A 21,326-nucleotide genomic window follows, 5' to 3' on the forward strand; every position below is an offset into this window, starting at 1 on the left:
TTATTAATTTGTTAGTCGCAAACAAACTTTATTTTAAAAGGCACATCGGTATTACCATAACCAACCCTCAATGTTCCAGCCTTATTGGTTATATAGTAATCCATATCTGTAAGCGTTTGCCCCGCCGTCAGGTTAAAAAACTTTCGGGGCCAAAACGTTATCTGAAACTGGTTCGGGTTTGTCTCCATTAGTTTAGTATCGTCCGTTTGTGAGCAGATGCTTATGCTTTTGCCGTCGCTGGTATGCCCGGTTGCACATATGTACAGATCATGTACCCCCTTCAATTTGGTATCAACCAGCGCATTGTTGTATGAAATGGCTTGATAATCATTATCCAGCGCTCGTGTTGGGTTCAGGGTGGTAAGCGAGGGATTACAGAAATCTACCAGGTCCCCGGTTCCCTTCACCTCAAGGCAGTCGGCAAACTTAACCGGCGATAAAGTAATATCAGTATCTCCTATCCCGTCATTATCGTTACAAACTACATAGCCTAATTTTACTGAAGTATTAGCTCCATCAACGCCCACCTTCATTTGGATATTGAATACTGCGTGAGGATTTTCATTTGGAACAGTGCTGATTGCGCTTGTGGTCCAAAAGGGCACCCATTCCATGTCATCAAGATAATTTGGGCCGATACCAAACCTGTTCTTCATCCTGGTTGCCCAGTTCTCTCCATTTTTGGCGCCACCTGCAACAACATTAGAAGGGATTGGCACAAAAGTTCCTGTTCCCTTATCGCCCGAGTAAGTGATCTTCACATTTTGGTTTTGCCCAAGTTTCCAAGCCCGCGGCGCAAGTATGCCGATCACTATCCGTGCGGTATACGGCCCAAGATTTGTCTGGAAGTTCATATCGAGCTTCGCCGTGATCACATCACCTGCATTGGCGCTTAATGGCTGATCAAGAGAGTTAATAAAAAACTCGCAATTGCTTAGAAGCAGGATGAGCATCCCAAGCGTAAAATTTCGCAGTAACTTTTTGCGTGAGCTACGTAAACGTTTTATCATATCAATTGCGTTAATTGGTTCTTTTTAATGTGTACTTGTAAAGATTTTTGTCGCAACCGGGGCTAAAGGTCAGCGTTATACGTTTATCACCATTTACTGTTGGGGTGAGAAACGTAGATTTCACCGGCGTTTGCGAGCCATCTGCAGTAAGGCTGATATCAAACGGGTACTGCGGATCGTTAAACTTATACTGGCCATTTGTGGCAACCATAAAAGGCACAGGATTTTCTATGGTATACTTACCATCCGTAAAAGTTATCTTAAAATCAGCCAAATGGGTCATACCGTTTGGCAGGTTCATCAGCTCCAGCCCGTTTTGCGTAGCTGATGCGATAATCCAGGTACCATTGATACTTTTATTGCTCTCAGTTGCTTCGGGCACCAGTTTATCCGTTTTACAAGCAACAACAGACAGGAGGTAGATCACCATCCCCAAGGCTGCAAATATGTTTTTATTTACCATAGTTTTTAGTGTTAAGATCAATAACCCGGGTTTTGTAACGTTACAGTTGATTTGGCAACTTCACTTGCCGGCAGCGGCCATAAGTACAATGCACCTTTAAAGCCATGTTTACGAACATTAATGCGCTTGTAAGCTTTTACATTGCCGGCACCATCACGTTGCACTTCCATCCCTGTAAATTGAGCGTTTTGGGTATCACCAAGTTTCCAGCGACGGATATCCCAGAAACGATGTCCTTCAAACGCGAGCTCCAAACGGCGCTCGTTCTGGATAACCTTGCGCATATCATCCTGTGATAAGTTACGAGGTAAAGCATATGGGTTTAAACCGGCACGCTGCCTTATCTTTTCAATTGGGCCGTAAGCTTGCGCGGGGCCTTCGTATTCATTAATAGCTTCCGCATAGCTTAACAAAACCTCAGCATACCTTATTAGCGGGATACAGCGATTAGTTGACTTAAAGGCGTTTGGAACAGCTGCCGGATCAAGCATTTTTGCACCGTAATAGCCTGTTTTTGTACCGGTGTAAATAGCATCGAGCCCCGCTCCCTGCCCATTAACGGTGTAAATATTGATCGGAGATGGCGTGTTAGATGCAACTGTGATCCATTTTGATTGATCGTGAAGTATCGAGTTCTCTAATCTTGGGTCGCGGCCATTATATGGATTATTAGGATCATAAGTCGAAGCAGGGTCTGTAATAGCTAAACCATTTGCCATAGGAAATGCATCTACAAATTCCTGATATGGAAAACCTCCACCTTTACCCCCACGAGATGGTGGCAGATATAGGCCCTCCAGGTCAGTATTTGACTGCTTCATCGCCTGCCAGATGTATTCAGGGTTATATCGTTGTGTAAAAAGATATTGGAAACCATAACCCGGTGGGGTATTATTCAATACCAGGCTGTACACGCCCATTAGCGCGTTAGCCGCATCGGCCGCCGCCTTCCAACGTTGTTTATCGTAATCAGTATAGGCTACCACGCTGGCAAGCTCCGGCTTTTGACTTTTAGCCATACTTAGCGGGGTTTCAACGCTTCCCGGCTTATCATCATTAAACAACGGGCTTGCAGCATATAGCAATACCCGCATTTTTAAGGCCTGGCAAGCCCCACCAGATGCCCGGCCATACAATAAAGCAGTTTGTTGAAGCGGAAGAGATTTTGCAGCAAGGTCACATTCTGATACGATGTAATTTACACAGTCGGCATAGGAAGCTCGCTTAACATTGATCTTATCTGTATAATTATAAACAGTGTCACCTACCAGCGGCACACCACCGTAATGTTTCAGCAGGATAGAATAGTACCATGCACGTAAAAAACGCGCTTCTGCCACTACTTCAATCTTTGTAGCAGCTCGTAACGGCGACTTGCCTACGTTTCTCATAAACACGTTAACAGCCCTTATCTGGGCGTAACATGTAGTGTAGGCATCATCTGTTACAGTATTAGGATCAACAGAGCCATTGGCAAATGCAATGGGCGTTGTAGCACTATTATCATAAGGCTCTGCCTCGTCAGACGCCACATCCAAGCCTCCGTTTGAAAACCTTTTAGAATCTTCACTGAATCCTATTTGAGTGTAGATGTTAGATAAGAAAGCTATTGTTTTTACGCTATCGCTAAAAACAGATTGCTGCGTAAGGTCAGAGATCTGCGTCTGCTCAAGGAAACCTCCTTTTTTACAGGAGAACATTGCATAAGCAAGTACAAATAAGAAGATGATTTTGTAAAGTTTCTTCATATCATAATTTAATCAAAAGATGATTTAAAGAGGAGGGCAAACAACCGTCCGCTTATAATTGGTATCTCAAAAATAATCTATAAAAACGATTTAGCAAATTTTTTTATCAGATTTTTGAATTTTATTTCGTTTTTACAAACCTGTAATCTAATAGTGCAGATTTAAGTAAAACCGACGATTTAAACACTTACAAAAATGTGATATTGGTAACGAAGCAATCAGATCTGCTTATCAAAGAACCGGCGGAAAAACAACATCTGGTAATTAATGGAATTACTCCAATACTCCCACGTATGCCCACCGGGCCTAACCGTATAATCGTGAGGTATTTTTGCAGCTAATAATTGCTCGTGAAAGGCATTGTTTATGCCAAAGAAAAAATCATCACTGCCGCAATCAAACACTATCTTTAACGCACCCGGTTTAAGCTTGCCAACCATCCCGGTAGCGCTATGGTCTAACCAGCTTTGGGGGTCTTTATCGTATTCGCCAAGAATTTGATTAATGGCGAAGTCTTTTTTATAAGGCCTTAGGTCCATACAACCGCTCATAGATCCCATAGCACCATATACGTCCTGATGGTTTATACCCATAGTTATCGCACCGTGGCCACCCATGCTTAAGCCGGTGATAGCTCTTCCGCTCCTGTTCCTGATCGTGGAAAAGTGATCATCCACATAAGCTACAAGTTCTTTTGATACATAGGTATCAAACATCCAGTATTTATTTACCGGGCTATCAATGTACCAGCTTGCAAAAGCACCGTCCGGGCAAACTATAAGGCAATTGTATTGGTCGGCCAAAGCTTTTACGGCCGGGTCTTTGGTAACCCAATCTGCGTAATTACCACTAAAGCCATGTAACAGGTATACTACCGGGTAGCTGCTGCTTTTGTTATATTTAGCAGGGGTTATCACAACTGCTTTTATATCGCGCTTCATGATGCCACTATGGATAGTAACCGTATCAACCCCGGCAGCCCGTGTATTTAAGAACAAAAATACCAACGGTATAAAGAGTAGCTTACTTAAAATTCTGATTGACATGATAAGATTAATTAATGCGTGATATGGTTATTTTATGGCTAACCGGTTTGTTTATCCTGTAAATTTCATCCAACAGTACATTCTGTTCTTGTTGCCAGGCTTCTCTTACAGTTTTATATTGTGATAAGGTGTAGGTAGGTTTGTTACCCGCTACGAAAGGATCTTTACGGGCAAGTAAATTTACAGTGTCCATAGCAGCGCGGTTATCTGCATGAAGCAACCCACGTTGCATCAGTACGTTGTATTCTATAAAGGCGTGGTTACGCAGGCGGCGTTCCAATTCCCAGCGCTCCTCATTCATTTGCATTATCTGCATGGCCTGCTGATATTGCGGGGTGCCTGTTTGTTCGGCAAGGTTTATGCCCTTAGCAAACTGGTCGGCTGGCCATACTCCTATTTTTTCGCCATCGATCAACAGGTTGTAATTGCCGGCTTGCAAATTTTTTACAGTCAGCACTTCACGGTCAAGCTCCTGCATGATGGGCACAATTTTAACAGCCTCTGCCTGCCGTTTTTTATTACCCCATCCATGCGAAACAGTATCCAACGGATAAGGAAGCGATTTAGCCAGATAATCAAAGCTGATGTCGCCTGCATTTGCATTCAATCTGGTGATCTTGCAATTATCGGCCTTAAGCACTTTTTTGTTTGCTGCATCTACCTCTACATCGGCAACTGGTTTATTTGTTAAACCCTGATCTTTAAGAAATAAATAAGCCATTACCATATGACCGTCGTTGTCAGGGTGTATCCTATCATTTGGCGTTAAACTAAAAGTTGGATTTTTAACCTGTTCACGCTTGTTTATTTCCGTCATTGGTCTGTTAAAGTCAACAAAGTCCCAATTATTCTTTCGTGCAGCCTGTTCCTGAAATTCGGCTACCTTAAGTAGCGCGGCACTTTTACCACGATAAATGTTATTAGGCGTGGCATACGTAAATTCATCGTAAGGAGACGATGCGATGATGATAGGCCTGATATTGCGTCTATTAAGCAGTTTCCCCTCTATTTCGTGGTAGTATTTTATAGACGTATCTAAACGGGTTTTAAATGTTTGCTCCGCATTTGGATAAAACCACTCAAAATAACCCGTATCATTCATTCCCCAGGTAAGCGTAACTACGGTAGGGTTACGGCGTAGTACATCATCATCAAAACGACGAGCGATCTGCTTCGCTACATCGCCGCCAATGCCAACATTGTAGCAAGTGATACGCATATCCGGGAAATGCGTCATATAATATAACCAGATATATGAATGATAGTGCCCACCATCCGTTATACTGTTGCCTACAAACGCAACTCTATCACCGTTTTTAAAAGGCGCTATAATTTGTGACTGGGCGTAAACGTTTGATGTAAATAAAGCTGCAGCGCCACAAAGCAATGCCTTCTTCCAAATTTTAAGTTTCTTACTCACAACTTCCGGTTAAGTGTTTAATTGTATTATCCAACCAGTTTTTACTGGATATTCAGGTTATTTGATAACTCCCCAGGTATGCGAGGGTGTATTACCCATCACTAATTTTAGCGTGCCCCCTGCGGTGATATCTTTGTAATCGATAAAGCAATTGTTGTATGGTTTACCATTTAGCTCCGCGCTTTGGATATAGATGTTCTGCGGCGAATTATTTTGCGCTATGATGGTAAAATCTTTTCCCTTAGCGTATTTGCTATCAAGCTTTATGGCGATCTTATTAAACACCGGGCTGGTGATCTCTTGCCTGGTGCTGCCCGGGCAAACCGGATGCAAGCCCATTGCAGATAAAATATACCAGGCAGACATCTGGCCAACATCTTCATTACCCACCAAACCTTCAACGCTGTTGTGATATGCGCGTGAACAAACAGCCCTGGTCCATTTTTGCGTTAACCAGGGTGCTCTAAGTCGATTAAATAAGTAAGGTACATGATGCACAGGCTCATTAGCATGGTTATAGTAATCGTTCCACATCATGTCCTGAGGCGTTTTATCAAAAAAGTTTTCCAGGTCGGCAATCACTTTTGCATTTCCACCCATAAGTTTAGTCATGCCTTCCACGTCATGAGGTACAAACCATCCCTGCTGATAGGGATTGCTTTCGATACTGCCGTACCATTGCTTTAAACGGCCTTCGGATGGCCATGGAAGCCAGTTACCTTCCTTATCTTTTGGCCTGAACCAGCCTTTGCTTTCATCAAAGATATTTTTGTAAGATGCGGAACGGCGCAGGTACTTCTCATAACCCTGCATGTTACCGGCCGCTTTGGCCAGTTGTGCGGCACACCAATCAGTATATGCATACTCCAAAGTGTACGAGATGCTTAACGGCTCGGGCGTAAAACCTTTTTCGCCATTGCCAAATTTATCCACAGAACTGGCTGATAACTCGTAGGCCTTGTTCAGATCATAACCGCGGATGCCTTTAGCGTAGGCATCTGCAATTACAGACACCGCAGGATTACCCAGCATACAGCCGCTATAGGCATTTAAAAGCTCCCAACGTTCTAAATAATTACGGCATTTTTCCTGCGCCAAACTTATTAATGAATTAATTTCATCATTTACCAAACCCGGATTGATGATGCTCTGTAAAGGCATCTGGCTGCGGAAAACATCCCAACCACTAAAAATGGTACGTTTTTTAAATGTTGTTGAATAGTGCGGTTTGCCATCGCCTCCGGGGTAGCGGCCATCAACATCTGTTATAATGCGCGGATCAAGCATGCTGTGATACATGGCTGTATAAAAAACAACCTTCTCTTCCCTGCTTCCACCATCCACAGTTACCTTGGATAACGCTGCATTCCACAAATCAACGGCCTGCTTATACACGCCATCAAAGTTCCAGTCTGTTATTTCTTTTGCAAGGTTATTGCGTGCACCTTCAATGCTTACAAAAGAGATCCCGGCCTTCATCAATACAACTTCGTTAGCTTTGGTGGCAAACTCCGTGTAAAAACCCAGGTGCTTCCCATGCTTTTCTTTAACGCCTTTTAAAATAGCCGCCTGCGCAATGCGGGATTGATATTTAGCCGACGTGACATCCTCCAATTTACGGCCCCAGTTATCCGGGATATCGGCACTCCAAACGCCTTGATTTTTCAGGGGTTTACTGAATTCGGCATGGAAATAAACGGTGTAATCGGCATGGCCCTCACCATCACCCCAGCCACCGCCTTCCGGTGTGCATTTCATCCAGCCTTCTATTGCATGGCTGTTAACCACTTTTACGTACTGCAATACAGATGTACCACCTACCCTGCGGGCAAGATCGATTTGTATGCGGGATTGTTTATTTTGCGGAAATGTAAAGCGGAGTATACCGCTATGCGGAGCAACCGTCATTTCGGCTTTAACTTTATTGGCCAGTGAAACTGAATAGTAACCGGCAGAGGCCTTTTCACTCGATTTGACCAAACCGCTGCGATAGCCGCCGACAGGGTCTTTCAACGTGCCCGAACTGGTGTGCAATTTGCCAGTCGTAGGCATCACCAGAAAATTCCCAAGGTCGCCGTTCCATCCGGCGCCGCTCATTTGTGTAAAAGCGAAACCCTCTATGCTTGTATGTTCATAGCTGTAACCGGGGGCATTGTCGCCGCCTGTTATGGTATTCGGGCTAATTTGCACCATTCCGAAAGGCACATCTGCACCTGGAAAAGTCTTACCCAGACCATGATAAACGCCTGCCGCGGCAGTACTTGTGCTGGCCCCTATAAAAGGATTAACGAAGCTTGCCGGCGACTGTGCAAAGTTTGTAGTGCTGCAAAACACAACCAAACAACAGCTTATCAAGGTTTTAAATTTCATCAACAGTAGAATAAACAGGACAGGTTGTTAATAATTGGCAGTTACAAATTTATTAAATAAAACGTTTTAGCAAAATTTATTTCAGTCGTGGGTATTTGTGTTACAATTGAAATCTCACGGTGCGGAAACCCATATGCGGAACTTCAAAGTGCAATTGCCTTGCCCCAGCTGTTGTGACAATCTGTTGGAGATCTTTAACAGTACGCCCATCAAGCTCAACCAAAGCGGCCGCTTTAAATTTAAAATTTACAGTAACGTTTTTAGCACCGGTAGTACCTTCGGCATTAAGGAAACGGATATCTACATATGAGCTACCTGCGGTAGCAGATGTTAGCACCAGGCCGGAGTTGCCTGCATCTACTAATGACTGCTTACCGGCCAATTTACTGCCCGCTACTGCTTTTAATGGCTCGTTCCATCCTGCAGATGTTGACCAAATTCCTGCCTTTTCCCAGTCACCTTTGTGCGGTATTATTGCGTAATGTAAAGTAGTTGGTCCATCAGTAAAATAGTCGCGTCCCCATAGGCCCATCCCGGAATATTGGGTCACTAATCCCAATGGAAAATTCTCACCATGCGTATAGCTTGTGGTATGGTCTGTTAGTAAAGCCATCCCATAATCACCGCGCGCATCCGTAACATCAACCCAATTAAGGATCACATTATTTTTGATACCATCCCAACTATTAAAAAAAGTGTTGTTCAGTTTACTTTCAGTAACTTCAAATGGGGCATTTTTATAAACCTTTTGGCCGGCTAAATTCAACGGAAACACGGTCACCAATTTATTACTATCGTTATAAAAGGGCTTTTTGTAATCCGTCCATTTATAATTTTTGCGATCAACATCCTCGCCTACCGCAACGTTCCTGGTCCAGTTGATGTTTACCTGCATATCTATTACAGGTGAGCTTTGCGACAGCCGGATAATCTGGGTAAACGCCGTACCGGCAATACTTCCTTTAACCTGCACAACAGAACGTAGTGCGCCGTTCTCAATGATCTGTACATCAGCTTTGTTATCGATAGACTTCTTTAATCCGCCGTTGTTGTAGAAATTACCGCGCAGGGTGTTAAAGCCGTTACGATCGTTTTTATCGATCATTTCCTTATTGTATTTCTTAAGGATAAGGCTCACAATGCTTCCGCCTTTCTCAGGGTCGATGACCAGTTTGTAAAGATCTGTTTCGAGCCGGATCTTACCATCAGCAAGTTTACTGGCTATGCTGCCCTCGCTTTTTATAGTACTCTCTCTTAAATGATAAGACTGAAATCCAAACGCAGGTACCGAAGCATTGATAAATACGCTATCCTTCACCACTTGAGACTTCACAAGTTTCCCCGAGGCATCTTTTACAGCTATGTTCTTATCCCGCAGTTGTAAGGGGATAGCCACAGCAACCAACTGCGCTCTTGCTTTGCCCTGTGTATTATAGATAGTAAAAACATCGCTTTTTGATGCAGCAGTGCCGTTTACCATATTATTTGCCAGATAATTGGTGTTGCCGGTCCACTTGATAACTTTATCTGCCCAGGTATCTCCTTTATCACCATTATAAGGCACTATCCAGCAATCATGGTGCTGGGATAGCAGCAACGTGCGCCATGCGCTATCTACCAATGGAGTCGGCCAGGCAGTACCGTTACTAAGCTTGTTGATCACCAAAATTTTCTCAGCAGTCAACATATTATTCTCTGCAGCGCGTACGCGTTGTGCAATCTGCTGTGTTACCTGCGATCCCCAAACCAAGCTAACCAGTATATCTTCCTGGCTTACCTTCCAATCGGTACGCTTATCGTTACGCGTTACGTTCTCAAAATAATTACGCCAGGTAGTGTAGATATTCCTTTGGCCTACACTGTCAGCCTTCCCCAGGAAAGGACCGCCTTTCCAGCCGGCGTCCTGTAAGGTCATGCCGATCGGGCTTGTAATACCATATTTACGTACGGCATCAATGTACTTTGTCGAATTGTTCCAAGCAATGGTTTGCCAGGTTGAATTGGGTTCTAATTTTTCAATGGCGTACCGCGGCGACGTAACTATTGTACTGCCATCAGGCCCTATCCAGTTAACCAACTCGCCGCCAAAGGCACGGGTATAGCCGCCAAAACAAGTATTTGGATTTTTTAGAGATGCATACCTGAAACCATAAGATCTTAAAATGGCCGGCAGTGCGTTTGTAAAACAAGGTTCTTCAGACGAGTAAGTTTCAAAGCTGATACCAGGGAAATAGCTCCGTAATTTTTGCATGCCGTAGCCCAACTGCCTTATAATACTCTCACCATCAATATTATACATATAAGGTTGGCCGTAAGCAGGGTTTACATATTCTATGCGCGCACTGCCGGCTGACTGATCTTTCATGAGCGATTGCAGATCCGCAAAAGCCTGGGGATCTATTTTAGAGGCCCTGTCCCAGGTTTCGGGTTCTATTTCGAGGTTTATTTTCCAAAAGGCGTGCTTGTTCAGCATATCGGCCATAAAACGCGTGTTCCAATCCGGATAATGGCCCCAAACACCGCCATGATAGCCATCTATATACCACGCCTTTTGCGCAGAAGCATTTATGCCGGAGCAAAGTAGTATTGCCGTTAGTAAAGCCTTCAGCTTCCTATTTTTGAGTAAGTGCATGTTGTTGTGTAGTTACCGCCGTTAGCTCAACTTTGCGGGTAACAGGTTTATTGATAAGGTAAATTTGGTTGGTGAGCAGATCCATCTCTTTTTGCCAAGCATCACGCACGGGTTTGAGGCGCGCCTGATAATATGTGTTTAAGGTTGCGCCAACAAAAAAGTCTTTTTTTGCATATTTCTGCAACGAGTCAACAGTGGCTTCGCCATCGTTATGCAGCAAGCCATGGGGTTTCATGATAGAGTATTGCAGCCACCAGTACTCGCGCAGGCGCCGCTCAATTCCCCAACGTTCTTCATTTAAATGCATTACCGCCAAGGCTTGCTGGTACTGTGGGGTGGCTGGCATCCCGGCAAGGTTTATCCCTGCCATAAGTTGCGCACCGGTGTACGAGCCTAAGTACTTTCCATCGATCTTAAGTAGGTAATTGGATAGCGTTGGTAAGTTTTTAACCTGCAACATTTCCTGATTAAATTCCATTTGAAAAGGCACCAGTTTTAAACCATCCGCCTGTGACCTTGGCTGGTTGCCCCCTCCCCTGGGTATTGTATCAACAGGGTAAGGCAGTGAGTTTGCTTTGTACCAATAACTTAAACCATCAGCGTTGCTGATCAGGTTGCTGACCTGGCAATTTTCGGCCTTCACAGTCTTCGTTTCTGCATCAATAGTAACATCAGCAACTTTTTTGCCGGCAAGCCCTTGAGCCTTTAAGAACAAATAAGCCATTACCATGTGACCATCATTGGTTGGATGGATACGGTCTACACCCTCCATTGTAAAAGATGTATCACGCAATTGTTGTTGCCGGTTAATGGCTTGCATAGGCTCATTAAAGCTTAAAAACTCCCATTTATTAACCTCAGCGGCTTTCTTCTGAAAATCTATTACCTGCAGTATGGCCTCGTTCTTTTTGTACAGTGCAATAAATTTGATCCTGGCCTGCTCATCATACGGTGTAGAACCCAGCATAACCTTACGCACCTCGGGGTGGGCCCTTAAATGCTGCTGTATGCTTTGGAAACTTTGATAAGAACGCGCTATGTTGGTTTTGTAATTAGAATCGGCTTTTGCGCCTTTATACCACTGGTAACCGGTATCGTTCATACCAAAGCTTAGCGTCATAACTGTAGGATGATGTGCAAACACATCGTCGTCTAAACGCTCATCTATTTGCCTGGCTACATCACCGCCTATGCCTGCGTTAAAGCAATCGATGCGCATGTTGGGCATACGCGTCATGTAGTATAACCATATGTAAGAATGGAAATGCCCGCCATCAGTAATACTGTTGCCGGTAAATACCACCCTGTCGCCCGCCTTAAAAGGCTTTATTTGCTGTGCAATGGTGCTAAAAGGCACAATCAACACCCCAACTATAAATACCAGAATCAAACGCCTGTTCATAAATCGATTTAGCTATCGGATAAAAAGAAAGCCTATTTCAGGGCTTTTTTGATTTCTATTTCGGCGAGCGGTTCCATCACTTTGTAACCTGCCATATTAGGGTGAACACCATCAACACACAACTCTTTCCTTAGCTCTTTTTCGGGGCCAACCATGGCCGAATAATAGTCGATATAGCCAAGGTGATTTTTTGCAGCATATTCTTTAAGCATGGCATTCAATTTCATTATCGGTTCACGCGGATCTAAGCCGGGATGCCAGGGAAAACCTTTAGCCGGTATAACCGATGATAACACAACCTTAATACCGGCAAATTTGGCCAACTCTGCCATTGAGAAGATGTTACCTGCAACGTTTTCTATTTTTGATGGCCCCGTGTTTTCGGCAATATCATTAATACCTGCTAATATCACCACTACTTTAGGTCTAAGGTTAATAACATCTTCGCGGAAACGTACCAGCATTTGTGGCGTGGTTTGGCCTCCAATACCCCTGTTTACGTAAGGTTTCCCTTTAAAAAAGTCGGGATCGGTATTTATCCAACCTTCGGTGATAGAGTTACCCATAAAAACCACACGCTTTTCGCCTGCTGCAGGGGCAGGAAGTTTGGCATTATCTTCTTCGTAACGTTTAAGCCATGGCCAGTCTTTATGGACACGCTCCTCTATCATTTTTTGAAAGTTTGCCCAGGCTTCGGCTTTTTTTTGCTCTTCGGTTTTCTTTTGCTCATCAGTCTGTTGTGCATGTGCTTGCGTAGCAAATGCCAGTAACAGGCAAACCATTAGTTTGCGGGCTTTTAATTTCTTAAAGTTAAGTATCATTTAAGTAAAGGTATATAACAGGAATATCAGCCAAATATATTCAACTAAATTGTTTTAGCAAATTAATATAGAACTTTAATGGTCACAATTTAGTTGCAGTAATTCATTCAAACTTTAAACGTATAAAACGCGGGCGGTATAGTTGTGGATGAATTTTAAGATCATTGATAAAATCAAGCGAATTGATGTTGTAGCTGATCAATAGTTCGTTTTTGCCTGATAAAGTTGGATGAGCCTTTGCGTTATAAACAACAAATGTGCTTTTAATAAGATCCGGCTTGCAATCCCATATCTTAATAACAGGCCCCCAAGGGCCGGTAAGTTTATTAGCCAGGCGCATCCCAATATTGGTACTCATAGCATCTACCTGGAAAATCATCGCATATCGCCCATCAGCCAGTTGGGTAATGCTAAGTTCGTTTGAAACACGGTTGGTTATATTGGCCAACTTGCCCATGTTTGCGCTCCAGCCCTTACCGTCCCAAAACTGCCATTGGCTGTATGTTTCAAAATCTTTAGGTAACACCCTGGCAAGTACCAGGTTCTTTGCCCAATCGCGTACGCCGTATACATATATGTATCCATCCGGATCTTTTGCGCCAGCGCTTTTTGTATTGGCATAGATACCGGCGCCAAAAGAGCCTACACCGTTACCCTGCTCATCCTTAAGGTATAATGGAGAGTCCATTTGTTTTACAGTTTTAAAATTTGGGGCCTCGTTGGGCTTTAGTCTTAACAGCGTATTGCCTATCTCCCTAAAACCAAAGGCTTCATCGCTTACATTGTGCATGCGATAACCAAAAATATACAGCAAACCATTACCTTCAGTGTTTACAAAGCCATCGCCAAGCCAATAATAATCACCTTTCTTAGTTTGGGGCGTAGCGGGGGAAAACGATGATTCGTCCTCACCATTTTTTGTTTTCTCCCAGTAGAATGACATTTGCGTCTCATCGGGTTTACCGCCTTTTAGCAACGCTAAAGAATTGTGTATCATTTTATAACCGGGCTGCATGGTGCCATCTTTTACTTCGCCGATCATAGTATCGCTAAAGATGAATAGCGTTTTACCGTTATTACCCGCAGGCCGCGCCTCTGCCCCATTCAAGGGAATCGTGTATATACCATCTCCCCCAAACCAACCATGTGTACGTTTAAGCAATGATGACCAAGCAGTATCTGCCTCAACAGTAAACTTTACAGATTGCTCGTCTAATCCGGCATCCTGCTGCTGCGCCATAACAGATGTGGTACAAACCATTAGAAAAACCGATATTTTGAGCTTTAATGAGATCATAGGTTAGCAAACTGGTGATGCGTATCTTATAAAGATACAAATGCCGTTTTACAACGCAACAAATGCAGCAACGTTATTGAGGCACAATCTACAAAAAAGCAAATTAATATCAATTTTTATAAAGCTAAATCGTTTTTATTATATTGCGCATTCAAAATTACAACTACACGGCCGCACAGGCCCCAACCAATTTTATGAGAACCTTTTACCATACTAAGGCATTTTACAGCGCTGCTGCTCTTGCTGTGTGTTTATTAACTCAGCCCGCATTGGCTAAAGTTCTACCTGCAGCTTGTTTTACTGATAACATGGTTTTGCAGCAAAAAGCAAAAGCAAACGTTTGGGGGACAGCTAAACCCGGCAGCAAATTAACCATCATCCCCACATGGGACAAAAAAGCTTACCAGGTAAACGTTGCAGCCAACGGTAAATGGACTGCTAAAATTGCCACGCCATCTTACGGAGGCCCGTACCAGATAGCCTTTGATGACGGTGAAAAACTAACGCTAAATAATGTTTTAATTGGGGATATATGGTTATGCTCTGGGCAATCTAACATGGAGATGACGGTTGGCAACGGGTTTGGAGGCGTGTTAAATGCCATGCAGGAAATTGCCGATGCAACCAAGTACGGTGATATCCGTATGATAAAGATCGACAACAAAACAAACTTTCAGCCTCAGCAAGAAGTGCCGGTGAAATGGGGTTGGCGAGTGTGTAACCCTGAAAATGTTAAGGAATTTTCTGCGGTAGCTTATTTTTTTGCAAGAAAAATATATCAGGAAAAACATATACCGATAGGATTGATAAGTGATAACTGGGGCGGCACTGTTGCGGAAGCCTGGACGAGCGGTACTTCGCTGAAAACAATGCCTGAGTTTGCTGACTTTGTAAAAGCAGCTGAAGGTGGCTTGACACAAAACGATATCGAGAATCGCTATAAAACCGAAGTACGCCACTGGATAGACCGAAGCCGTACCGATGACCCCGGCTATAAAGGTACCACTGCAACCTGGGCGCAACCTGATTTTAACGATAGCAATTGGCCTAAAATGCAACTACCCAACTTTTGGGAACAAGCAGGTTTGAATAATTACGACGGCAGCGTATGGTTTAGAAAAGAGATAAATGTTCCCGCCGAATGGGCAGGGAAAGATCTTAAACTTAATTTAATGGGTGTGGATGATTATGACGTTAGTTTTTTTAACGGGCAGGAAGTTGGCCACACTGAGATGTTCTTTTATCCCCGCAATTACACCGTACCCGTTAATCTGGTAAAGGCCGGCAAAAATATAATAGCAGTACGCGTTTTTGATAACGGCGGTTTGGGCGGCATCAACAAAGGTCCCTTAACTTTACAATTGGCAAATGATCCGGCAAAAACCCTGGATCTTGCAGGTGAGTGGACCTACCAGAAAGCGTTGCCATTAGCCAGGTTAGAACAGCCACCGGTGCTGGCAAATTCTGCCAATCGCCCTACGCTTATTTATAATGCCATGATAAACCCGATCTTAGATTTCAATATAAAAGGGGTTATCTGGTACCAGGGCGAGAGCAATGCCGACAGGGCAGAGCAATACAAAACACTATTCCCGTTACTTATTAACGACTGGCGCAACAAGTTTAAAAACCCAAATCTTCCGTTTTACTTTGTGCAGATAGCCAATTACGATTGTCATGACCAGCCGGTTGCTGCAGATTGGCCCGAACTTAGGTTTGCACAATTGCAAACGCTAAAGCTACCCAATACCGGTATGGCTGTAACAATTGATATAGGGGAAGCTACCAACATCCACCCCCGAAATAAACAAGATGTTGGATCAAGACTCGCGTTAATTGCCCTTGCTAAAAATTATGGCGTTAAGGTTCCATACAGCGGGCCGTCTTATTCATCGCTCCAAACAAAAGATAACCGTGTAGTGCTCAGCTTTACCAACACCTCGGGCGGGTTAACAAGCAAAGGCTCAGCGGCATTAAAAGGGTTTTTTATAGCCGGGGCAGATAAAAAATTCTATTCTGCAGATGCCACCATTAACGGTAATACCGTAACGGTAAGCAACAGCTTAGTTAAACAGCCGGTTGCGGTAAGGTACGATTGGCAGAACAACCCTGATGGAACGCTTTATAACGGAGCCGGCCTGCCAGCATCGCCATTTAAAACCGACGACTGGCAAAATATAAAGCTCGATCCTCAAAAGCAGTAATAGCACGCTTGTTTTTTATACCCCTCTTAGTAAATCAGAAAGCCTTAGCAAGTCGCTAAGGCTTTGTTATTACATGGGTATTCTCTTAAACAAGTAAGTGTAAATTATAGCGAAGGTTAATAACGTATCCTAAACTGATAACTGCCAGAATTAATTTTGTAAGTACTGCTATTTCTTACTACCACATTGTTTAAGTATACCTTTGCTTGCGCGCCATTGGGTATGGTTACCGTGGCAGTTGAATTTGCCGGTATGGTAACCTTGTAGATCACGTCCTGCCCTTTCCTTTCCCAGGCAGATATGATCTTGCCGTAAGGCCCGTTATGCGAAGCAGTAAAGTAATTTAAGCCTGAAACAAAATTTGGTTTAAGTAAAACGTTCTTAAAGCCGGGATGCGTTTCATCGGGTAGTATGCCACCCAAGCCTTTAAAAAACCATCCCCCTATTTCTCCAAACATCATGTGGTTCAGTGAGATGTCTCGCGTTGCCTGTATGTTCCAATTCTCGTAAAGGGTTGTAGCTCCGTTAACTATCCACCAACCCCATGATGGATATGTATCCTGTGATGCCAGTTTGTAGGCCGTCTCAGCTTGACCGTTATTGCTTAAGGCATTTAAAATTGCTTTGGCGCCTAATACGCCTACGTCGATATGCAAGTTATCCTGCGCCACCCGTTTGGCAAGATTTGCGGCTACACGGTTACGATATTGCTCGGGCACTATGCCCCACTGCAGAGCCATACTTAATTCTGTTTGCACGCCGCTGCCATAAATAGCGGTTGTGCTGTTGAAATACTTGTTATTGATAGCGTTTTTAATGCGAGCAGCTAATGCCAAGTAATGCTTATAATCATCTTCCTTACTAAGTAATTTTGCAGCCTTGGCCAGTATAGTTGCATCTACATAAAAGTAAATGGAAGATGTATACTCCAGCGAAGAGGTTGATTTTACAGGAACCCAGTCGCCGCGGCCAAAGGTTGTAAGCCCTTGCGGACTGATACCATCCACGTAGTTCACATACGCACGTATATTATTGTAATTATCGGCAAGTGCTTTGCTGTCGCCGTAAAACAGGTAAAGGTTCCAGGGGATTATCGCAATGGTGCTCGTCCAATCGGTGCCGTTGGCTGTGCCGTAACCCCAGCCACCCGTTGGTATAATATCCGGCAAAACACCGTTGGGCTGCTGCTCGTCGCGGTGGTCTGCCAGCCATTTTTCATATATGGTTATACCATCAAAATTGAACAAGCCTGTCTCCACTGCAAAATGCCCATCTCCCGTCCAACCGTTTTTTTCGCGTTGCGGACAATCAGTAGGGTAACCAAAAAGATTTGACAGGTAGGAGTTGTTAGTTGCCCACCATAACCTGTTTATCAGTTGATTTGAGGAATTGATGGTACCCACCGGCGCAACATCACTGTGCATAAAATAACCGGTTACGTCATCCTGCTTCAGATCTATAGGTTCGCTGCTGGTTATCTCAACATATTGAAATCCCTTGTAATTGAACTTGGGCATAAACTCAACAGGCCCTCTACCATTAAGGATAACAATGTCAGTACCGAAAGGATCGCTCTTATCTTTTGGACGGTAATAAACATCAATGTTAGACAGATCCACATGGCCATTAGGATGCAAGCGCTCGCCGTGCTTTATGCGCACGATGGTGCCCGCTGCTCCATTCAATTTTACCTTTGTAACGCCTGATACATTACGACCCAAGTCAACCACATAAGTGGTATCATCAAATTTCTTTATTGATTTTGCCTTTATCTCGTCCACGTTGCGTATAGGCTGCATCAGCTGACTAACAATTTGCTTTGAAGGTGCTGCTCGCAGCCCTGCTTCCTTCCAGTTCTTATCGTTATAATTTGCTGTGTTCCATCCGGGCAATTCCAGGCGACTATCATAATGCTCGCCGGTATAAATGCTATTGAATATGATCGGGCTATCATGCGTTTTCCAACTATCATCTGTGGCAATGGTAGCAGTTGTGCCATCGGTGTAGGTTATCCTGAGATCCATGCAGAAGGTTGGCCGGTTACGCCATGGGGCGCGGTCAAAATCCCATACGGCAAGTGATTGCATGTTATACCATCCATTGCCCAGTAAAACGCCTATCGCATTTTTGCCTTGCTGCAATTGGTCGGTAACGTCATAACTCACATAAAGCGTGCGCCTGTCAAACCGGGTGTACATCGGGTCTAACCGATGGTTGCCTACCTTTTGGCCATTCAAGTAAAGTTCATAAAGGCCTCCAACTGCTATGTAAGCCCTGGCCGACCTGATCTTCTTTGTTGCAGTAAACCCTTTTCTGAAATACGGCGCAGGCAGGGTGTTGATACTACCCATATCACTTATCCACGAGCCTTTCCAATTGTTTATACCCATCAAGCCTGTCTCAAAGCTACTTATGCGGCTATCCGGTAATTTAGCGCCGGCTTTATCCCAAGTCCGTACAAGCCAAAAATATTTAGTGGATGGTTGCAAGGCTTTGCCCTGGTAAGTGATATTACTGATAGCGGAAGCTATCTTGCCCGAATTCCATGCTGATGGCTTGTTGGCTAACTGCGCAGAATCGGTACCGACCAACACCTGGTAAGCAGATTGTGCAGCACCTGCCCTGCTATCTTCCATTTGCCATGCAAGGCGCGGGTGCTCGCTATCAACACCTATTGGCGCTACCAAATGCTCACATTGCAGGGCTACCGTGCTTTGGGCAAAGGTCTGCGTAAATATCAGCGTGGTCAAAGAGCATATAAAGGCAAAAGAAAAAGTAAATCTGTTCAAAATGAGCTCCTGTTTTAATGGATGGATAATTTCGCCAACAATTTACACAACATTAAAACATCTTGTTTATTTGGCATCAGTAATGTTACCTGCATTTAAGGGTAAACCTGTCGCAAATTTTTATGAACTAACTTCCCCATAAATGCAACAACACTTAACAAAAGCAACAATTTCTCTTAATTTATTATTAACAAAGCTTTTAAGCGTTTTAGATACTTTTGCGCGTTACAACGTTTCTATTAGGATATGAAAAAATTTTCCGGATACATTTCTCTCGTTGCGTTATTATTTTCTGCCGCGGCAGGTGCGCAATCGCTTACAATAAACAACGGGCACAGCCATAACGATTATCATCAGAATATACCCTTCTTGCAGGCTTACTATGCCGGCACGGGTTCTATAGAGGCTGATGTTTATTTGTTTGAAGGCAAGTTATACGTTGCACACGAAAAAAAGGAAATTGCGCCGAACCGTACTTTGGAGAATTTGTACCTTAAACCGCTTGCTGAACGCTTTCAGCAGAACGGCGGCAAGCCCTATGCAGACGCCGCCATGCACCTGCAGTTGGTAATAGATATTAAAGAAGACCACGAGCATGTGATCCCCGAGCTCTTAAAGGAAATAAAGCCCTACATGCAGATGTTTAACAGCACAGTAAACCCCAACGCTGTTAAAATTGCATTAAGCGGCGATATGCCCGCCCCTGCAAAGTTTGGCGATTACCCGGATTACATTTACTTTGACGGCCGGCCTAATATCCCTTACACAACTGAACAGCTAAAGCATGTAGCCATGATAAGCGATGCCTTGGGCAATTATACCCATTGGAACGGCAAGGGCACGCCTACCCCACCAGATTCTATCAAACTTAAAGGATTGGTTAACGCAGCGCACGCCATGCGTAAACCTTTCCGTTTTTGGGCCACGCAAGATAGCCCGAACACCTGGATCCAATTGGAAAAACTTGGTGTGGACTGGATAAACACCGACCACCCGCAGCAACTGCATGATTTCCTTATCAATCGTAAAAAACTGGAATATGTTAATCCAAAGCCCTATAGCATCTATCCGCCCACTTATAAATCTGATGGTGCTAACAAAAAGGTGAAAAACGTGATCTTGCTGATAGGTGATGGAATGGGCCTGGCACAGATACAGGCGGGGCTAACCGCCAATCACGGTCAGTTGAATATGTATCAATGCCGCAGCATTGGCTTTTCGCAAACCAAAGCAGCAAACTCCGATAATACCGATTCTGCAGCGGGTGCCACAGCAATGGCCAGTGGTGAGAAAACCGATAACCGCTACATCGGCGTTGATGCGCAGGGAAAACCCTTAGCTAACCTGCCCGATGTTCTTAGCCAAATGAAGATCAAGAGCGGCATTATCAGCTGTGGTGATATTACAGATGCTACACCGGCAGCTTTCTATGGCCATATTTCAGAACGCGATTCTTCGCAAAAAATAGCGGCCGACTTTGTGAACGGAAATGTGGATGTTTTGATCGGCTCAAACCAGCGCTCGTTTATGCAAAACAGGGATGCCCGTTTGATGGACAAAATAAAGGCAAAAGGCTATCAACTATTTACATCACTTGCAGAGGCCGAAGCTTCTGATAAAGGCAAACAGATCGTATTGCTGAAAAATGAAGATACGCGGCCCGTTAAAGATGACCGTGGCGATATGCTAAAGCAATCTTTACTGCATACCATTAAGGTGTTGCATCAGAACAAACCCGGCTTTTTTATTATGGCCGAGGGTGCGCAGATAGATTACGGCGGCCACGCTAACGATCTGCCTTACATGGTTACCGAACTGCATGATTTTGACCGCACCGTGGGCGAAGCGCTTAAGTTTGCTGATGAGGATGGCGAAACACTGGTGATAGTAACTGCCGACCATGAGACAGGCGGACTTAGTTTGCTGGATGCCTCAACCGCTAATGGAATGGTGTTAGGCAACTTTAGCACTAACGATCATACCAGTATCAACGTACCGGTATTTGCCTACGGGCCACATTCGAGGGAGTTTATGGGCACTTACCAAAACACGGAGATCTACCACAAGATTTTGTCGCTATTGAAAGGTAAATAACAGATCAAACATTAAAAGAAAGGTCCGGAG

General features: G+C 44.0%; 13 protein-coding genes. 2 read left to right on the forward strand and 11 right to left on the reverse strand.

Annotated features, from left to right (window positions below):
* Nucleotides 1–11 precede the first annotated feature (11 nt).
* The 10 genes from INP83_RS19700 to INP83_RS19745 form a co-directional block, all read right to left on the reverse strand.
* The gene (locus tag INP83_RS19700) at nucleotides 12–1,010 is read right to left on the reverse strand and encodes a DUF4961 domain-containing protein (protein ID WP_219125610.1); all 999 of its coding nucleotides are present in this window, start codon (nucleotides 1,008–1,010) and stop codon (nucleotides 12–14) included.
* Between the two features lie 10 nt (nucleotides 1,011–1,020).
* Nucleotides 1,021–1,473: a DUF5004 domain-containing protein gene (locus tag INP83_RS19705; RefSeq protein ID WP_219125611.1), complete on the reverse strand. Its 453-nt coding sequence runs from the start codon at nucleotides 1,471–1,473 to the stop codon at nucleotides 1,021–1,023.
* Nucleotides 1,474–1,490: 17 nt separating this feature from the next.
* Nucleotides 1,491–3,221, reverse strand: coding sequence for a RagB/SusD family nutrient uptake outer membrane protein (locus tag INP83_RS19710; RefSeq protein WP_219125612.1), 1,731 nt, complete (start codon nucleotides 3,219–3,221; stop codon nucleotides 1,491–1,493).
* A gap of 218 nt (nucleotides 3,222–3,439) precedes the next feature.
* A complete protein-coding gene (locus INP83_RS19715) occupies nucleotides 3,440–4,267 on the reverse strand; it encodes an alpha/beta hydrolase family protein (RefSeq protein ID WP_219125613.1) in 828 nt (275 codons plus the stop codon).
* A gap of 7 nt (nucleotides 4,268–4,274) precedes the next feature.
* Complete coding sequence (locus INP83_RS19720; protein ID WP_219125614.1) at nucleotides 4,275–5,687, reverse strand: SGNH/GDSL hydrolase family protein; 1,413 nt, start codon at nucleotides 5,685–5,687, stop codon at nucleotides 4,275–4,277.
* Between the two features lie 57 nt (nucleotides 5,688–5,744).
* Nucleotides 5,745–8,057 carry a GH92 family glycosyl hydrolase gene (locus INP83_RS19725; RefSeq protein WP_219125615.1) on the reverse strand — a complete coding sequence of 771 codons (2,313 nt, stop codon included), beginning with the start codon at nucleotides 8,055–8,057 and terminating at the stop codon, nucleotides 5,745–5,747.
* Nucleotides 8,058–8,157: 100 nt separating this feature from the next.
* The gene (locus tag INP83_RS19730; RefSeq protein ID WP_219125616.1) at nucleotides 8,158–10,689 is read right to left on the reverse strand and encodes a glycoside hydrolase family 38 C-terminal domain-containing protein; all 2,532 of its coding nucleotides are present in this window, start codon (nucleotides 10,687–10,689) and stop codon (nucleotides 8,158–8,160) included.
* Nucleotides 10,670–12,091, reverse strand: a complete 1,422-nt coding sequence (locus INP83_RS19735) for an SGNH/GDSL hydrolase family protein (RefSeq protein WP_219125617.1) — start codon at nucleotides 12,089–12,091, stop codon at nucleotides 10,670–10,672. The genes INP83_RS19730 and INP83_RS19735 overlap by 20 nt, the downstream gene beginning before the upstream one ends.
* Nucleotides 12,092–12,123: 32 nt before the next feature.
* Nucleotides 12,124–12,912, reverse strand: coding sequence for an SGNH/GDSL hydrolase family protein (locus INP83_RS19740; RefSeq protein WP_219125618.1), 789 nt, complete (start codon nucleotides 12,910–12,912; stop codon nucleotides 12,124–12,126).
* A 103-nt stretch (nucleotides 12,913–13,015) separates the two neighbouring features.
* Nucleotides 13,016–14,209, reverse strand: coding sequence for a DUF4185 domain-containing protein (locus tag INP83_RS19745; RefSeq protein ID WP_219125619.1), 1,194 nt, complete (start codon nucleotides 14,207–14,209; stop codon nucleotides 13,016–13,018).
* A 194-nt stretch (nucleotides 14,210–14,403) separates the two neighbouring features.
* On the opposite strand from INP83_RS19745, the gene INP83_RS19750 reads away from it, so the two are divergent.
* Nucleotides 14,404–16,413: a sialate O-acetylesterase gene (locus tag INP83_RS19750; protein ID WP_219125620.1), complete on the forward strand. Its 2,010-nt coding sequence runs from the start codon at nucleotides 14,404–14,406 to the stop codon at nucleotides 16,411–16,413.
* Between the two features lie 116 nt (nucleotides 16,414–16,529).
* Here INP83_RS19750 and INP83_RS19755 read toward each other — a convergent pair whose 3' ends face one another.
* Nucleotides 16,530–19,202 (reverse strand): alpha-L-rhamnosidase, encoded by a 2,673-nt coding sequence (locus tag INP83_RS19755; protein WP_255563201.1) that lies wholly within the window; start codon nucleotides 19,200–19,202, stop codon nucleotides 16,530–16,532.
* A gap of 246 nt (nucleotides 19,203–19,448) precedes the next feature.
* Between INP83_RS19755 and INP83_RS19760 the strand changes: the two genes are divergently transcribed.
* Nucleotides 19,449–21,296 (forward strand): alkaline phosphatase, encoded by a 1,848-nt coding sequence (locus INP83_RS19760; RefSeq protein WP_219125621.1) that lies wholly within the window; start codon nucleotides 19,449–19,451, stop codon nucleotides 21,294–21,296.
* Nucleotides 21,297–21,326 lie beyond the last annotated feature (30 nt).

Source organism: Mucilaginibacter sp. 21P (genome assembly GCF_019331605.1).
Lineage (GTDB): Bacteria > Bacteroidota > Bacteroidia > Sphingobacteriales > Sphingobacteriaceae > Mucilaginibacter > Mucilaginibacter achroorhodeus.

What these genes read in the sequence shown, in the direction of transcription:
- INP83_RS19700 (WP_219125610.1), bottom strand. Translation starts at nt 1,010, where the DNA reads ATGATAAAACGTTTACGTAGCTCACGCAAAAAGTTACTGCGAAATTTT.
- INP83_RS19705 (WP_219125611.1), bottom strand. Translation starts at nt 1,473, where the DNA reads ATGGTAAATAAAAACATATTTGCAGCCTTGGGGATGGTGATCTACCTC.
- INP83_RS19710 (WP_219125612.1), bottom strand. Translation starts at nt 3,221, where the DNA reads ATGAAGAAACTTTACAAAATCATCTTCTTATTTGTACTTGCTTATGCA.
- INP83_RS19715 (WP_219125613.1), bottom strand. Translation starts at nt 4,267, where the DNA reads ATGTCAATCAGAATTTTAAGTAAGCTACTCTTTATACCGTTGGTATTT.
- INP83_RS19725 (WP_219125615.1), bottom strand. Translation starts at nt 8,057, where the DNA reads ATGAAATTTAAAACCTTGATAAGCTGTTGTTTGGTTGTGTTTTGCAGC.
- INP83_RS19730 (WP_219125616.1), bottom strand. Translation starts at nt 10,689, where the DNA reads ATGCACTTACTCAAAAATAGGAAGCTGAAGGCTTTACTAACGGCAATA.
- INP83_RS19735 (WP_219125617.1), bottom strand. Translation starts at nt 12,091, where the DNA reads ATGAACAGGCGTTTGATTCTGGTATTTATAGTTGGGGTGTTGATTGTG.
- INP83_RS19740 (WP_219125618.1), bottom strand. Translation starts at nt 12,912, where the DNA reads ATGATACTTAACTTTAAGAAATTAAAAGCCCGCAAACTAATGGTTTGC.
- INP83_RS19745 (WP_219125619.1), bottom strand. Translation starts at nt 14,209, where the DNA reads ATGATCTCATTAAAGCTCAAAATATCGGTTTTTCTAATGGTTTGTACC.
- INP83_RS19750 (WP_219125620.1), top strand. Translation starts at nt 14,404, where the DNA reads ATGAGAACCTTTTACCATACTAAGGCATTTTACAGCGCTGCTGCTCTT.
- INP83_RS19760 (WP_219125621.1), top strand. Translation starts at nt 19,449, where the DNA reads ATGAAAAAATTTTCCGGATACATTTCTCTCGTTGCGTTATTATTTTCT.